The sequence below is a fragment of the Opitutus sp. GAS368 genome, assembly GCF_900104925.1.
Lineage (GTDB): Bacteria > Verrucomicrobiota > Verrucomicrobiia > Opitutales > Opitutaceae > Lacunisphaera.
The window spans coordinates 1003582-1020075 of sequence record NZ_LT629735.1 but is presented as its reverse complement, the minus strand read 5'-3'; the positions used below and the strand labels follow the sequence as shown (position 1 = coordinate 1020075).

The following is a 16494-nucleotide window of genomic DNA, read 5'->3' as shown; positions in this document are numbered from 1 at the left end:
CCGCGCTCAGTGCCCGCCGTCGAGGTCGCCGGGCTTGAGCAGCGGGGCGAAGAGGGCCTTGTTGCTGCCCTTCATGTAGGCTTCCTTGGCCTCGACCGTGCCGTCCTTCACCCGGTCCATGAGGCTGTTGTCCATCGTGATCATGCCGTCATCCCGGCCGCTCTCGATGATGCCGCGGATGTTGGCGATCTGGCCCATGCGGATCGTGTTGGGCAGCGCCTCGTGCTGGAGCAGGATCTCGTGCACGGCGACGCGGCCCTTCGGCACCTTCTTGCAGAGGAGCTGGGCGACGACGCCCGCCAGGCAGCCGGCGAGCATGACGCGCACCTGGTTCTGTTCCTCGGCGGGGAAGGTGTTGATGATGCGGTCCACGGTCTTGGGCGCGTTGTTCGTGTGCAGCGTGCCGAAGACGAGCATGCCCATCGAGGCGCAGGAGAGGGCGAGCTTGATGGTCTCCATCTCGCGCATTTCGCCGAGGAGCACGATGTCGGGGTCGTGGCGCATGGCGCCCTTGAGCGCGGCGCCGAAGGTCTCGGTGTGCTCGCCGACCTCGCGGTGGACGATGGTGGACTTCTTGCAGGGGTGGACGAACTCGATCGGGTCCTCGATGGTGATGATGTGCTTCGCGAGGTTGTCGTTGATGTAGTCGATCATCGCCGCGAGCGTGGTGGACTTGCCGGAGCCGGTGGGGCCGGTGACGACCACGAGGCCCTGGTCGAGGTGGCAGAGCTTCTTCAGCGCCGCGGGGAGGTTGAGCTGGTCGAACGAGAGGATCTTGGCCGGGATCTGGCGGAGGACGGCGGCCTGGCCCCAGTGGTTGTAGAGGAAGTTGGCGCGGAAGCGCGCCAGGCCGGCAACCTCGTGGGCGAGGTCGAGGTCCTTCTTCTCGAGGAAATCCTTCCAGCGTTTCTCGGGGGTGATCTCCTTGAGGAGGGCCTCCATGTCCGACGCGGTGAGCGGCTTGTCGCCGATGACCTGGAGCGAGCCGGAGATGCGGGACTTCGGGGGCAGGCCGACCGTGAGGTGCAGGTCGGAGCCGCCCTTGTCGAGCATGGTCTTGAGGAGGGAGTCGATGGCGGCCATGGTCAAAAAACCGGCGGATTAACCACGAAGGGTGCGAAGGGGTGCGAAGCCGAATCCTCGAACCCCGGAGTTTTTGGCCACAAAAAGGCGCAAAAATCATCCAAAGCTTCGGCGTGGATCTCCCGTGCGCCTATAGGCGCGACGCAAGCGTCAGCCGGCGGGAAAGCTCTTTTGTGATTTTTTGTGGCCATAAACCTCGGGCTTATTTCTTTGCGGCGGAGGCGCCCATCGGGGCCGCGGTGGAGGCGGAGGGTTCGATCTTCTGACGGACGTTGCGGGTGGAGACGTTGAGGAGGGCGGTCTCCTTGCTGATCTTTTTCTGGTTATAGAGCTCGAGGACGACGTTCTCCATGACGCACATGCCCTCCTTGACGCCGGTCTCCATGACGTTGCGCAGGCCGGCGGTCTTGCCGTCGCGGATCAGGGCCTGGATCGCGGTGATCGAGATCATGATCTCGCAGGCGACGACGAGGCCGCCTTCGGTGGACGGGAGCAGGCGCTGGCAGACGACGCCGCGGAGGCTCTCGGCCACGCTGGCGCGGATCTGGGTCTGTTGCGCGGGCGGGAAGACATCGAGCAGGCGGTTCAGCGTCGTGGCCGCGTCGCTCGTGTGCATCGTGCCGATGACAAGGTGCCCGGTCTCGGAGGCGCTGATGGCCATCTCGATGGTCTCGAGGTCGCGGAGCTCGCCGATGACGATGACATCGGGATCCTCGCGGAGGGCCCCCTTGAGCGCGGTGAAGAAGGATTTGGTGTGCGGGCCGACCTCGCGCTGGGTGACGTTGCAGCCCTTGGGCGTCTGCACGACCTCGATCGGATCCTCGACGGTGATGATGTGGTCCGAGCGCTGCTCGTTGAGCTCGGCGACCATGGCGGCGAGGGTGGTGGTCTTGCCGGCGCCGACGGGGCCGGTGATCAGGATGAGGCCGTTGTGGTAGGAGAGGAGTTTGCGGATGGCGGCGAGATTGCGCAGGCCGAGGTCGTCCAGCTTGGGGATGCCGGCGGGCACCATGCGGTAGGAGCCCGATGCGCCCCACTTGTGGAACATGAGGTTGACGCGGTAGCGGTTCTCCGGGCCCAGCGCGAGGGCGAGGTCGTAGTCGCGGCGCTCGAGGAAGACGTTCTTCTGGTGCTCGGCGAGCAGGACGGTGTTGAGGCGCAGCGCCTCCTGCTCGGTCAGGGTGTGGTCGGTGATGGACGCGAGGGCGCGGTGCTTGCGGATGAAGGGTCGCGAGCCGGCGGAGAGGTGGAGGTCGCTGGCGCCGAACCTGCCGGTGTCGATGAGCAGCTGGCGCAGGGCGGCGGCCAGGGCCGGGTCGTCGAGCGAGGCGATCCCCTTGAAGGGGAATTTTGGCGCGGCGGCGTTGAGTTCGCCCTTCAGGGTGGCCGCCTTGCCGGGCGTGGCCTCCATCGCGGGCTGGTTCTCGTCGAGGAGCGGGTTGCCCGGCGGCGGGCCGGCGGCGGCGCGGGCCATGGCGTTGCCGGCGATGGTCTCGAGCTTCTCGACATCGGTGACGATGCCGTCGTCGATGAGCTTCTGGGCGAAGTCCATCAGCTGGCCGGCCTTGCCGACGGCCCGCATGACGCCGAGGGCCTGTTCGCGGTCGAACAACCTGGCGTCAAGGCCGAGGCGGATGAGCCAGAGGATCTCGTTGTTCATGCCGGAGGAATGCGCGGATGCTTTGCGCGCCGGGATTTTTTGCAAGAATCGACTGCGGCTTACTCGGCGCCGTTGACCGCTTTGTAGGCGGCGGCCGCGGCGATCGCGCCGCCGAAGCAGGCGACGAGGTAGATCCAGAAGCTGCCCCAGCTGATGAGACCCAGGAGGCAGGCGCCGACGGCGACGGCGGGGTTGAACACCGCGCCGGAGATGCCGCCGACGGCGAACGCGCCGGCGGTCACGGTCAGGCCGATGGCCGCGCCGTAGAAGGAATTGCCGCTGGTGCCCTTGGCGGTGGCGACGTTGAGCACGACCCACGCCAGGCCGAAGGTGAACACGAACTCCGCCAGCAGCGCCGGCAGGATCTCGGGAGTCATCGCGCCGGTCATCGCCGCGGCCTTGGTGACGAGGCCGGTCTTGAGCGCCTTGACGGCGAAGGCGGCCACGGTGGCGGCCGCGAGCTGCGCCGCGATGTAAGGCCCGACATCCGCGGTCGCGCACTTGCCGCGCAGCCAGACGGCGAGCGTGACCGCGGGGTTGTAGTGGGCGCCGGAAACATGGCCGCCCGCATAGACCATGACCATCAACGCGCAGCCGATGGCGAGGGGCGCCAGGTTGCCGGCCCCGGGGGCGACGACCGTCATGCCGATCGTGAAGACGAGGAAGAAGGTGCCGATAAACTCGACGAGGTATTTTTTCATGGGGCAGGGTGGATGCGGCGGGATTCCAGCGGCGACTCCGCGCCCGGTCGAGCCGGAAACTGTCACGATTGCGTCGCGGGCCGGCTTGCGAACCCGTTCTTGCCTGCCGGTGCAAAAGTGGCTCTGCTGGCGCCCGTTCGGGCATTTCACAAGGCGCCTCTGTCATGACCCACCTCATTCACATCACTACCGGTCCCGGGTTTGGTCGCTTGGGCGCGCCAACGGACCGGCGCGAGCGGATTTGATCCGCTCCTCCACCGCTTCCGCGCATGTCCGACTACAGCGGCTATCAACGCAAACGGGCCCACTCCCTCGGGCCGTTCACCAGCGTCTATGAGGCGACGGCCCCGAACGGCGGGCCCGGGCGCTTTGCCCTGAAGATTTTCCATCCGCCGGAGTCCACCAGCATCCGCCGGTTCTACGCCCTGGAGGGCTGGCTGCTCGCCGCCGAGCGCCAGCAGAAGGCCGCGAAAAAAGACGGCGCCGTCCTGGAAATCCTGGCCTTCGGGCGCTGTGACGAGGGCGCTTACTGCGTCATGCCGTGGCAGGAACGCACACTGGAACCCTTCGCCGCGACGCTGGCGGCCAAGGGCGACTTGTTGCGCGCGGTGGCGGAGTGCCTGCTGAATGCTCTCGAGCAGTGGGGCGCCCAGACGGGCGGTTCGCACCGGAAGCTGAAGCCGGCGAATATTTTTGTGACCCGGTCCGGCCCGCTGCAGGGCATGACGGTGGTGCTCAGCGACCCGTGGTTCCAACTCGGGGTCAAGGCCGAGAAGGCGCGGGTGAACGACCTGGCGGCCGTCGGCGCGATCCTCGCGCAGATCGTGCGCCGCCGCGAAGTGGCGGCCTGGCCGATCGAGGACGCCCCCGAGTGGAAGGCGCTGGGCCGGGCCGGCAAGGTCTGGCTGGCCTACGTCAACTTCCTGCTGGATCCGTCGCCGGCCACCGGCGAGCTGACGATTGCCGAGGCGCGCAAACGCCTCCGCGCGATCCCGAAGGATTCCAATCCGGCCCGCACCGCCCTGCTCGTCGGCACCGGCGTGATGGTGCTGGCCGCCGGCGGCATCGTGGCGTTCGCGCGCTTCGGCGACCCGGGAATCATGCCCGCCCAGCTCGTGAAACTGGCGGAAGCGGTGCACAACCCGCGCACGCGGCGCGAAACGCCGTCCGAGTTCTGGGCCCCGCTCTGCCGGGCGTGGGACACCTGGCTCGGCGACCTGCAAAGCAACGCCAGCCGCCTGCTGCGGACCGACGCGCTGTGGTCCGGCCCGAACGACCCGCTGAAGATCGCACTCCAGAAATTTGTCGCCGAGGCCAATCGTCTCCAACCCGGGGTCCTGGTGCCCGAAGCCGCCGGGGAAAAACGCATGAGCGTGCTGGCCGATGCCCAGGCGCCCGCGCTCTACCAGGCCTTGCTGCTCGTGTCGGCCCAGGAACGCATTGCGATCGCCTACAACGGCGGCGTCATGCCGGAGGATGGAACGACGGTCCAGGGCGTGCAGCCGCTGTCCGCCCAACTGGAACGCTGGCAGCGGTGGGACGAGATGCGCGAGCTGCTGACCCGGATCGAGGCCCGCGGCTTCACCCGCGCCGCGGCGGCCCTGGGGCCGAAGCTGGCGCCGAAGCCCGGTCCCGGCTACAAGCTGGATTCCGTCCGCACGCTGAAACTTTTCAACGATATCTCGCTCGACGACACGGGCACGCTGCTGCTCGCCAGCCGGTGGAGCGACCTGTCGCGCGTCAAGAACGACATGGAGACCAGCAACGACCGGGTCCAGCAGGCGATGCCCACCGTGATCCTCGCGCGCCTGGTGGACCGCCCGTCGCTCGGCGACTTCGCCGACTCGCTCGCCGATCCGCTCGCCGAACTGCACGCGCACCGGCAGCGCTTCCTCGATCCGCAGGTGGTGCGCGAACGCTTCCTGAAGGAATCTTTGCTGCTGAAGGAGACGGCGGACGTGACGGCGGCGGACTTCCCGCGTTGGGAAGAACAACTGGCCTTGTTCTCGAAGGTCCTCGCCGGGGACGATCCGCGGCAGGTGCCGGCGCTCAACGCGAGCGTGGCGCAGCTCAAAACGGCGGCCGGCGACCTGGAGGCCGACGCACCGGCGGCGGAGCCGGGTGGGCTGGCGACGCTGAGCAAGGCGGATTTTGACGGCGAGTATCAGAAGCGGCAGGCGGAGCTGGCGGCCCTGCGCGCCAGGCAAATCGTGCGCATCGACCTGCCGGCCATCGCGGAGGAAACCAACCAGATGGCCGGGCGGTTGCAGCTGCTCGAACAGCGCGTGGCCGCCACGGTCGCCCTGCTGAACCCGCAGATCTGGCTGGACAAGGTCCACCAGGCCTACGGCAAATTCATCGAGACGAAGCAACGCTGGGCCGCCTGGCAGGCGACCCTGAACGGGGTGACGGCGGCGGTGCTTGATGGCCGCGGCAACCCCGCCAATCGCCAGCGGTTCCGCGACCTGCGCGCGCAGGAGCGCCAGGTGCGGGAGTGGATCGACGGACTCGAAGGCGCCGAAGGCTTGGGCGCGCTGGTCGTGCCGGATCTGGCCGCGCTCTCCGCCGATACCGCGGAGGCGCTGCACACGCTCGAAGCCGCGCGGCGCGAGCAGACGGCGACCGCCGTGGCCGGCGCCGCCGATTGGAAGGCCGCACTGCCGGCAACGCCCTGGACCAAGGCCGGCGCCACCGTGCGTAAACCGATCGAGGACCACCGCCAATGGCTGGCCGACCTGCCGGCCTTCGGCGCCGACCTCGACCGCCTGAGCGGGCTGCTCGCCGGCGGCTTCAGCTGGGCCGAGGGCGTGAGCGACGTGTCCGACCGGCTCGCGAAGCGCCCCGGACTGGACGCCCTCACGGGCCGGCCGGCGGAGTGGAACACGGAGGCCAGATTGCTCGGCACGCTGACGGGCAGCACCGATCGCGCCGCCTTGGCCGCGGCGGCCCAAAGCGGCGGACTCTCGCGCAAGCTCACGGCCTGGCGGCGGCTCGGCACGCTGGCGGGCTGGCCGGCGGGCCCCGATGATCTCGATCTCGACGGCGCCGTCGTGGCGGCGCTGCGCGAGATCGTCGGCCGCGATGTGAAGGACGAAGCCCGGAAGGGCAGCCTGACCGACGAACTCGCGCGCGAGACGCGCGTGCGCTGGAACCATGCCGCCCGCAACTCCGCCGGCGACGTCGCGAAGATGTCGGCCGTCTTCGAGCGGATGCCCCGTTACAACATCGCCGAGAGCGATCTCGAGGCGCCGGCCCTGTATAATCTCAAACTCTGGCAACTGAAGCGCGCCGACTGGGCCGAAGTGGACCTCGCCCCGCTGCGCAAGCGGCGCGATGACTTTGTCGCGGCGGTCCGCGCGATCACCGACGTGGTCGCCCAGCCGGCCGTGGGGACCTTCGTGAAGACGCTCGCCGACATCGAGCTCATCGTCGACCCGAACCGCAAGCCGACGCCCTCGCCCCGGCTGGCCGGCTGGACGGAGGAGCTGACGGACGCGGGCCTGGGCCTCACCGCCACGTGGAAGGCCGGCGGGAAGACCGTGAAGCTGGATTTCGCCATCGTGCAACCGCCCGATGACACGCCGCCCTTCTATCTGGCGCGGCGCGAGCTCGCCGTGGGCGAGTTCCTCGACCTGCTCGCCACGCGGAAACCAGAGGAGACCGCGGCGGTGATGGCGGAGCTGCCGCTGTGGGCGCGCGCCGAATCCTACGACAAGCCTTACAACAAGCCGGTGGCCTGGCGCCCGCGGGTTGACGACAACGGCCGATACGACGGCTTCGAGCTCAACCCCAGCTGGTTCATCTACACGACCGCTGCCGTGAAAGGCCTGCTCGACGACCAGGACCTGCGGAACCAGCACAAGGAACTCGAGGAGGCGGTGGCGGAGAAGCCGACCTGGCGCAGCCCGCTCCAGCTGGTGCCGCCGGATGCCGCCAGGATTCTGGTGGAAAAAATCCTGGGCGCGCGGTTGCCGACCGTCCGGGAGTGGCAGGCGGTCCTGAAAGTCGTGGGGGCGCCCGCCGCCGGGAATTTCCGCGGCCCGGCCTTCCAGCGCCTGTTCAATTACCTCCGGGATTACAATGTGGCCGGCCAGACCATCCCCTGGCGGCCGAACGAGGGCGCGTTCCTGCCTTTGGTGCTGAACCCCGGCACCACCTTGCGCCGGAAATATGTGGATGACGGGGCGGCGGCCCCGGGGGCCGAGGGCACCAAGCTGTGGTTCTCGCCGGTCGACGAGGGCGCGGCGGCCGGCGGCTTTGTCAACCTGACCGGCAACGTCTCGATCTACCTCTATGATGAAACCACCCGGCAGTATTATGCCGCCGGCGGCTCGGTGCTCTCGCCGCCCGCCCTCGACTTCACGCAACCGCAGAAAGTCGAGGCCGCCGGCCTGATCGGGGCCAAGCGCGTGACCGAGGGCTTCAGCGATGTCGGCATCCGGCCGGCCTTCGACGCGCCGCCGGGTTTCAAGGAGCGCTACAAGCTGTTAGTGCTTGTGCGCCAACAGGGATTTCTGACATGGTGACCCCCGTGCCGCCTGATTCTCCCATCGACGTGGCAAATGCCAAGCCCGCGGCCTGGGCCGCGTCCCTGGTCACGCGTCTGAAATATCTGCAGGGCAACCTGCCGGAGGCGACCCCCGAGAACCGCCAGGCCCTTTTGGAGGAGGAATTGCGCCGGGCCCTGCAGGAGCTCCCGTTGGAAAAGCGCGGTTCGCACCTTTATGCGCTGGCCTCGGCGTTCCCGGAATGGGAGCTGGCGGCCGCCACGGCGATCGCGCCCGCCGCCGGCGCGCGCCAGACCCCGGACGAGGTCATCAAGTCCTTCCTGCAACTGGTGCCGTCGCTGGCCGGCGAGCAGCGTGAGAAGGTGAAGCAGCAGCTTGCCGCGCTCGGCCTGGTCCTCCCCTCCAACCAGCCCATCGAGGGCGAGGCCTTGGTGGCGGTGCGGACCAAGCTCAAGCTCGACGCGGAGGACCCGATCAACGGCCCGCAGCTGGCCAAGCTTTTCGCGGCCTATGCCGAGGCGATGCTGGCGCTCGACCAGCTGGCTTGGAATGTCTGGCGCAATGCCGCGCCCAAGTCGCCCATCCGGCGCGACGTCGCGCAGGGCGACCTGCGGACCGTGACGCGCCGGTCGCTCTCGGGCGACGCCGAGTCCGCCACGACCCTCGCCCAGGTGCAGAAGCAACTCGAGGCGAGCCGCCAGCTGATCGCCGGGCTGCTTGCGGGCTTGGGGCCGGCCGGGAAGAACTTCGCCCGGCGCTACCAGCAGCGCTACACGCCGGATGCCGTCCGCGAGCTCGTGCGCGCCGAAGGCGGCGGCAAGAACGACGCCCAATTTTGGAAGAAACACACCGAGCTGGCGGCCGAGATCACCGAGACCGTGATCGAGGACGACGTCCAGGCCGCGGTGGTGAAATACGCGGAAGACCTCATGCGCGGCTCCCAGCCGCGCGACTGAGCCGCGCCGCCCCGGACCGGCGCCCGGCTGATTTTCAACTCCCACCACTTCAACCCCCATTCGCTGTGTCGTCCGCCAGTCTCATCACCCATTGTGAGCCGCTCTTCCAGGCGGTTTGCCGCCTCAACCGCATCGGTCGCATCCAGCGGGGATCGACCATCGACTACGCCCAGACCCGCACCGAGATCGAGGAACAGTTCGAGGTGCTGGCCCGCATCGCCCGCGGCGACATCGCCCTGGGCGAGCAATACCGCAAGGTCGAGCTCCCGCTGGTCTTCTTCACCGACGCGATGATCGCGGAGAGCGCGCTGCCCTTCGCCTCGAAGTGGAACAACAACCGGCTCGCCTTCGGCCGCAACGAACGGGCGGGCGACGAGAAGTTCTTCCAGTTGCTCGACGAGACGCTGGCCGAGACGGGCCCCGCCGCCGACGAGCGCCTGGCCATCTTCTACATCTGCATCGGCCTGGGCTTCACGGGCGGTGCCGGCGGCTCGCCCGAGTTTCTGCGGAAGAAGATGCAGGAGATCGGCCCGCGCGTGAAGGCCCATGTTGACGCCGACGAGTCGGCCTTCATCACCCCCGCCTCCTACCAGAGCACCAACCTGGCCAACCTGCCGATGCCGATGGCGGCCAGCCTCGTGCCGCTGCTCATCGTCCTTTCCGGCCTGCTGCTCGTGGTCGTCGCCGTCAACATCTTCACCTTCCGCAGTGCTTCCACGGAACTGAACCAGGCGCTCGAGACGATCATCGCGCACGACCCCGCCAAAACCACCTCCCAACCCTGACCTGGCGCCATGCTCGACCAATTCTCACAGATTCCGAAAAACATGAAGCTGGTGATGGCGGCCCTGGCCGGCATCGCCGTGCTCGCGGTCACGGCCATCATCGGCAAGCAGGCCGTGCTGGTCGCCGCCGTCGGCCTCGGCGTCATCGCCGGGGCCATGGTGCTCTGGTCGATGTATCAGAAGCTGAGCGGCAAAAAGCGCAGCCGCGCCCTGAGCAGCCAGCTCGCCGCCCACTCGTCCGGGGCGCCGTCCGCCATCCATGACCCGGCGTTGCTCGCCACCCTCGACCGCCTGCGGGAGAATTTCGCCCGCGGCATCGAGAAGTTCGAGGCGGTGGGCAAGGACCTCTACTCACTGCCGTGGTATATCGTCTGCGGCGAGCCGGGCTCGGGCAAGACCGAGGCCGTGCGCCGCTGCAAGGTCGGCTTCCCGCCGGGGCTGCAGGACGAGATGCAGGGCGCGGGCGGCACCATCAACATGCACTGGTGGTTCACCAACTACGCCGTGCTCATCGACACCGCCGGCAAGCTCCTCTTCCAGGAGGCGCCCCCGGGCTCCACCTCCGAGTGGACCGAATTCCTCAACCTGCTGCGCAAGACCCGGCCCAACTGCCCCATCAACGGCCTGCTGCTGGTCATCCCCTCGGAAAGCCTGATCAAGGACTCGATGGAGGACATCGCGTCCAAGGCCGGCAAGATCGCCCGCCAGCTGGACGTGATCCAGCGCACGCTCGACGTCCGCTTCCCGGTCTTCGTGCTGATCACCAAGTGCGACAAGATCGTCGGCTTCCGCGAATTCTTCAGCGGCGTCAAGGACCCGCAGCTCCAGGACCAGATGACCGGCTGGTCGAACCCCGCGCCGCTCGACACGCCGTTCCAGCTGGAGGCGGTGAACCGCCACCTGGCCGAGGTCGTGCAGCGCATCGGCCGCCGCCGGCTCGGCATGCTCAAGGACCCGATGCCCACCGACGCCGGCAAGCGCCGCGCGGACGAGGTCGACGCGCTCTTCGCGCTTTCCGCCAGCATCGGCGCACTCGCGCCGCGGCTGCGCAAATACCTCGAGACCATCTTCGGCACGAGCGCCCAGGCGGCGAAGCCGCTCTTTCTGCGCGGCATCTACTTCACCTCCGCCCTCACCGAGGGCAAGGAGCTCGACACCGAGCTGGCGGCGGCGCTGGGCCTCAGCGAGGACCAGCTGCCCGCGAGCAAGGCCTGGGAGCGCGAGCGGTCGTATTTCCTCAAGGACCTGTTCCTCCAGAAGGTTTTCAAGGAAAAGGGCCTGGTCACGCGCGCGACCAACACGACGCAGCTGCTCAAGAACCGCCAGCGGATGCTCGGCGGCGTGGTGGCCGCCGGCACGATCGCCGTGCTCGCCGTGAGCTGGTTCGGCTACAAGGCGCTCAAGTCCAGCGTCGGCAGCGAGCTCGCCTACTGGCGCGCCGGCGCCAAGGCCGAGAACTGGTCCGGCGCCAAGTGGCGGCCCATCGTCAACGGCCGCCTCGAATACACCGGCAACGATGTCGTGCAGCTCGAGGTCAACTCGGAGCTGCCGATCATGCAGTATCATGAGAAACTGCAGCAGCTCGTCAGCGCCGACCTCAGGATCCCCGCGATTTTCAAGCCCATCGAGTCGCTCGCGATGAAGGCCAACCCCAGCCGGCGCGAGGCGCAGCGCGTGCTCTTCGAGTCCAGCGTCATCGCACCGGTCGTCGAGGCCAACCGCGACCGCCTGATCAATTCCAACGGCTGGAGCGCGGCCGACTCCGAGCGGCTCGCCGCGCTCATCCGCCTGGAGGGGGCGATCAACCTCAAGGGCCTGCCGGGCTACGACACCGATTATGCCGCGGAGGATTTCTACAACCCGCTCCTCGGGCCCTCGCTCAAGGGCGCGGCCGACGGCCAGGAGACGCTCACCAAGCTGATGCAGATCCACGAGTGGACCTACCTGCGCGGCGCCGGGAAAGGCCAGTGGCCCGCCGCCTGGCTCTCGCGCGGCGCCAGCCTGCGCGACAACCAGCCCATCGTCCGCGGCTGGGACGCGCTCGACAAGGCCATGCAGGCGGCCCAGGGCGTGCAGCGCGACGCGATCCAGACCATCCAGAGCGGCCGGCTCACGCTCGTGCGCTACACCGACGCCGAGAAGGCGTTCCTGCGGGCCGTGTCCGCCCAGCCGCGGAACTCCACCTGGTCGGAAAACGTGCTCTCCGCCTGGAGCGATCTCTCCACCCGCCGCATCGCCGTGGACAAGCTGGTCGCCGAGCTCAAGGCCAAGACCGGCGTGACCGGCGACAACGTGACGCTGGACGCGGCCTACCGGACCACGGTCGAGCGCATGAAGAGCGAGACCGGCCAGGCCTCGGCGCTCATCCGCGCCGCGCTCCTCAAGCAGAAGGCCGCGGCGGATGCCGCGCAGTCCGCCAAGGGCGCCGCCGCGGAGTTCACCCTCTATCGCGATCTCGAGCGCCGGCTCGGCAGCCTGGACACCCAGGTGTCGACGCAACTCTCGCAGCTCATGTCCGCCTCCGACGAGGCGCAGCTGGCGGATCTGGATGTCGCCACGCTGATGTCGGAAAACGGCACGGCCGCCTACCTGGTGCGCGCCACGGCCTACACGGACGTCCTCCAGATCATGGCGCCGGCCGACGTCGGTTCGTTGCTGGGCAAGCTGAACGAGGCGATCACGCAGCAGGGCGCGACGCTCGCCGCCGTCAAGGAACGCAGCGGCAAATACACCGGGGCCATGCGCCAGGAATTCCTCGCGGGCCTGCGCACGCTGCAGGAAGTGGCGGCGGGCCAGGGAGTGGCGGCCACCATCGACGCCTACCGGAGCGAGTTCGACAAGACCTTCCCCGATACACTCGGCTACCCGCTGGGCTCCGGCCCGGCGCTCACGCCCGACCAGCTGAAGGCGACCGTCGCCCTGCTGGCCAGGGTCCGCGCCGATGCCACGGCCGGCCTGCCCGCCGGCGTGTCGCGCGCCTTGGAAGGCCGGTTCAAGCGCCTGGGCCAGATGGCGGCGTTTGCCGCGCAGCTGGCCGGGGCCGACGGCACGCCGGCGGCGGTGACGCTGGTGCTCCCGAGCGACCAGGACCAGGATTCCATCGTCCAGAAGGCGCTGGGGTCGGCCGGCGCCAAGCAGGCGATCACGCGCGCCCTCAAGTCGATCCGGGTGGGGGACCGCGGCTACCCGCTGTCCGGCCTGCCCGAGAGCGTGGTGCTGGCCAAGTCCAACACGGCCGCGCCGCTGCCCAAGCTCGAGTTCTTCACCACGGCCGGCCCAAAGTCGGTGGCGGATGCCGCGGTGGAGCCCGGCGCCGGGTGGGGTGCGCTACGCCTGTTGCAGTCGGGCGCCGTGCGGCGCGCGGAGGGCAAGGATTGGGACGCGATCATCCACCTGAACAACAAGGGCACGGATCTCGTGCTGGCGGTGACCATCACCTTCGAGCGTCCCCTGCCACCGGTGGACCAATGGCCGGTGAATGCGCGGTAAACCCGTGGCCTTTTCCCCGTGCCGGCCATGAACAATTTCGCCAAATTTTTCCTGAACGAGGATTGGAAGGGCGTGCCCGATGCGCCCCGGGTCTTTCTCGGGGCTTTCGGCAAGCACCCCGGCTGGAACGATCACCTGGATGACATCGGGCTGGTCACGGCCTCGATGGTCGAGGCGCGCAGCATCCTCTACGGCGGCATCGCCCACCAGATCGAGCACGCCGCCTGGGAGAAGGCCGGCGCCGCCAACGTGACGCCCGGCTTTCAGCATGTGATCCACTGGCGCCGCATGAACGAAAGCCTCACGGGGCTCATCTGGTCGTCGCAGGACGGCAAGGGCCGGGCGCTCTATCCGATGATCATCGTCGCGCATTGCGTGACCCGGTCGTTCAGCTGGCTGGCGGCTGAGCTCCTGCCGGGGTTGGAGGACGTGAAGGCCAAGTGCCGCAACACGACCTCGTCCGGCGTCGTGATCGCCCAGATCAAGGGCGTGGAGCAGGCGCTGCAGGCCCGGCAGCCCGCGGGCGAGCATGTCGCTTCCGAGCCCGGTCCGGGCGTCGCGGCGTGGGCCGCTTATCTCGGCAAGGAGCCGGCGGCCTTGCGGCGCGTGCTGCACCACCTCCGCCGGAATTTCACGCTCTTCACTCCCGGCAGCCTTGAGTGGTGCAAGGGCGAGAAGCAGTCGCTGGCCCGCGCCGTGCGGTTGCCGCAGATCCCCGGCGCCACCCCGGCCGAGTCGTTGAACGCATGGCTGTCGTTCCTCGCGACGCAACTGGATCCCGCGGTGCCTTTCTTCGGCCTGCTGCCCACGGACGGGAACTGGCTGGATGTCATCGTGGGCGAGCCGGCCGCGGAGGATTTTTTCCTCCTGCGCGCGCGGCCCACCGAGGTGCCGGTGGTGACCGACATCCCGTATGAATTTGCGCCGGAAAGTTCGGCCGAGGACGCCAGCCTGGCGGCCAGTGTGGCGCGCGGCCGGCTGCCTGAAACTTCCTGCCTGAACGGCCAGTCCGCCGCGGCCAATCGCGATGCGGCGGCCAAGTGGCTGGTGCGCTTCCGCCCTGGCTCGCGGCCGGGGTTTTTCAGCCGCCTGTTCTCTTCTTGATCGCGCCCCGGATTGGGCGAAAACGAGGGGCCGGGAGGGGGCCGGCCCGGGATGTTGATGGGCAACACGATGGGGCGGAGCAGACGGAGGTAGGCCCCCCTTGCCGGACGGTTGCATTAACTGGTTGACGGCTAGGGCAATTTGCAGATTTCTTGACCCCCCGACAGTGGGGGAGATCTAGCGTGATTACAGGCTTCAAGTGTCGCGGTGTGATGGCCGCATGGCAGCGCTTACACCGCCTATGGCGGTGCATTGATGTGCCGTTGGCTAAAAGCGTCCGGCTCGCCTTGTTTTGTGGCTCCGTGATTGCGGTGTCCGCGCAGGACGCGACCGCCCCGGCGGCTGCGGCCGCTCCGGCCGCTCCGTTGGATCCCGGCGTGGTCGTCGAGCATTTTGATTTTCGTTACGGCCTGGCGCATCCGGAACTGCCGCCGGCGGAGCTGCTCAACGAGGTGTCGGTCCGGCTGGCCCGCGAAGACGGGGTCTGGCGCCCGCCGTCCGGCACGGCCGCCGGGGAAATCCTGACGCTCGGCAGCATCCCGGCCGGTAGCCGGTTTGACGGCGACGCGCTTCGCCTCGTGGCGCAGGAACTGGTGCGTTGGTATAACGCCCGCGGCCTCTACGGCGTGTGGGTGTCTTTCCTGGATCTGGAGGCCGGCAGCGCCGGCGTCACCGACCGGCGCGGCGCGGATGATCACACGGGCCACCTGGTCATCTGGGCCAGCCAGGTCGCCGAGGTGCGCACGCTGGCCCGCGGCAAGCGCTTCAAGCCGCAGTTCTCCGTCAACAACCGCAAGCATCGCGGCATCATCGCCCACTCGCCGCTGCGTGCGCCGGCGGGTCCGGGTCAGCCGGGCAGTCTCTTCCGCCAGGCCGTGCTCGACGACTACCTGCATGGCCTGAGCCTGCACCCGGGGCGGCTCGTGGAAGCCTCCATCGCCTCGGCGGGTGACCCGGGCAAGGTGGTGCTCGACTACCTGGTGAACGAATCGAAGCCCTGGCAGATCTTCGGCCAGGTGACCAATTTTGGCACGCAGGCCACCGGACTGTGGCGCGGCCGCCTCGGGTTCCAGGACAACCAGCTCACGAATCACGACGACATTCTCAACATCGACGCGATCAGCACGCCGGATCTCAAGACCTATGGCTCGTTCCTTTCCTACCGCATCCCCGTGTTCCGGCCGGCCAAGCTGCTCGTGCGCGTTTACGGCTCTTATGGCGACTTCCTCGCCAACGACCTGACGATTGATACGCTCCGTTATGCCGGCAAAAACTGGCTCGCGGGGGTGGAGTTCAGCAACCGCCTGACCCTGCCGCGTAATTGGGATCTCGTGTCCGCCCTCGGCGCCAACTACAGCCACTACGGCATCCAAAGCCGGATCGTCACGACCCCCTTGGTGACGGGCTATTCCAATTTTCTCGTGCCGTTTTTCTCGGAGACCCTTGCTCGCGACGCCGGCTGGTGGTCGTTGTCCGGCAATCTCCGTTATGACCAGACTGTCGGCAATTTCGCCAATCTGAACACGACCAATGGCATTCCCTCCCTCGGCCGGGCGGGCGCCGACGCCAAGTGGGCTTCGTTGCGTTACGGTCTCTCGGGTTCGCTCTACCTCGATCAGCTGTTCCGGGGCGCCACGCCGGCACCGTATCTCGCCAACCAGGTTTCCTTCCGGCTGAGCGGCCGCAAGCTGCTTCAAGGTCACCGCCTGATTCCTCATGAGGAGGAACCGATCGGCGGGGCCTTCTCGGTGCGCGGTTATCCCGAATCGGTCCTCTCCGCCGACGAGTTCGCCTCGGCGTCGGTCGAGTATGCATTCCACTTTCCGCATGTCCTCAAGCCCGGTCCGGCTGGCAAGTTCCTGCGCGAGCAGTGGCCGTTCCAATGGCGCCCGGCGAAGGCGCAGCAGAATCCGGATTGGGATCTCGTCGCCCGGGCTTTCTTCGACTACGCCTATCGTCAGGTCACGCACCTCCCGCTGGAGACGGGGCAGACAATCGATGACCTGGGGCTTGTGGACCGCACCTTGTCCATTGCCGGCACCGGCGGCGGCCTGGAGCTCAACCTTCGGCAGAATTTCACCCTGCGCTGCGACGTCGGCGTGGCGCTGACCCAACTGAAGGATACCACGCTTGATCCGGGCAAACAGATCGTCGTGCCCGCGGGCGAAGTGCACTACTACTTTTCATCCAGCTTCAGCTGGTAACCCG

The 16494-nt window shown here is 68.1% G+C and carries 9 protein-coding genes; 6 read left to right on the top strand and 3 right to left on the bottom strand.

Annotated elements, in window-relative coordinates; all coding sequences use genetic code 11:
• Positions 1 to 6: 6 nt before the first annotated feature.
• From BLU29_RS04390 to BLU29_RS04380, 3 genes are all read right to left on the bottom strand, one after another.
• Positions 7 to 1083 (bottom strand): PilT/PilU family type 4a pilus ATPase, encoded by a 1077-nt coding sequence (locus BLU29_RS04390; RefSeq protein WP_091055440.1) that lies wholly within the window; start codon positions 1081 to 1083, stop codon positions 7 to 9.
• A 202-nt stretch (positions 1084 to 1285) separates the two neighbouring features.
• Positions 1286 to 2743 (bottom strand): PilT/PilU family type 4a pilus ATPase, encoded by a 1458-nt coding sequence (locus BLU29_RS04385; protein WP_091055438.1) that lies wholly within the window; start codon positions 2741 to 2743, stop codon positions 1286 to 1288.
• A gap of 59 nt (positions 2744 to 2802) precedes the next feature.
• A complete protein-coding gene (locus tag BLU29_RS04380) occupies positions 2803 to 3444 on the bottom strand; it encodes an aquaporin (RefSeq protein WP_091055437.1) in 642 nt (213 codons plus the stop codon).
• Positions 3445 to 3713: 269 nt separating this feature from the next.
• Here BLU29_RS04380 and BLU29_RS04375 point away from each other — a divergent pair, with 269 nt between their 5' ends.
• From BLU29_RS04375 to BLU29_RS04355, 6 genes are all read left to right on the top strand, one after another.
• Positions 3714 to 7970: a protein kinase family protein gene (locus BLU29_RS04375; protein ID WP_091055435.1), complete on the top strand. Its 4257-nt coding sequence runs from the start codon at positions 3714 to 3716 to the stop codon at positions 7968 to 7970.
• 5 nt (positions 7971 to 7975) lie between these two features.
• Positions 7976 to 8908: a hypothetical protein gene (locus BLU29_RS17870; protein ID WP_157693616.1), complete on the top strand. Its 933-nt coding sequence runs from the start codon at positions 7976 to 7978 to the stop codon at positions 8906 to 8908.
• A 65-nt stretch (positions 8909 to 8973) separates the two neighbouring features.
• Positions 8974 to 9693, top strand: a complete 720-nt coding sequence (locus BLU29_RS17865) for a DotU family type IV/VI secretion system protein (RefSeq protein ID WP_157693615.1) — start codon at positions 8974 to 8976, stop codon at positions 9691 to 9693.
• 9 nt (positions 9694 to 9702) lie between these two features.
• Entirely contained in the window at positions 9703 to 13182 is a 3480-nt protein-coding gene (locus BLU29_RS04365; RefSeq protein ID WP_091055434.1) for a type VI secretion protein IcmF/TssM N-terminal domain-containing protein, read from the top strand.
• A gap of 27 nt (positions 13183 to 13209) precedes the next feature.
• Positions 13210 to 14286 carry a hypothetical protein gene (locus tag BLU29_RS04360; protein WP_091055432.1) on the top strand — a complete coding sequence of 359 codons (1077 nt, stop codon included), beginning with the start codon at positions 13210 to 13212 and terminating at the stop codon, positions 14284 to 14286.
• A 302-nt stretch (positions 14287 to 14588) separates the two neighbouring features.
• Positions 14589 to 16490, top strand: coding sequence for a ShlB/FhaC/HecB family hemolysin secretion/activation protein (locus tag BLU29_RS04355; RefSeq protein WP_157693614.1), 1902 nt, complete (start codon positions 14589 to 14591; stop codon positions 16488 to 16490).
• The last annotated feature ends 4 nt before the right edge of the window (positions 16491 to 16494 follow it).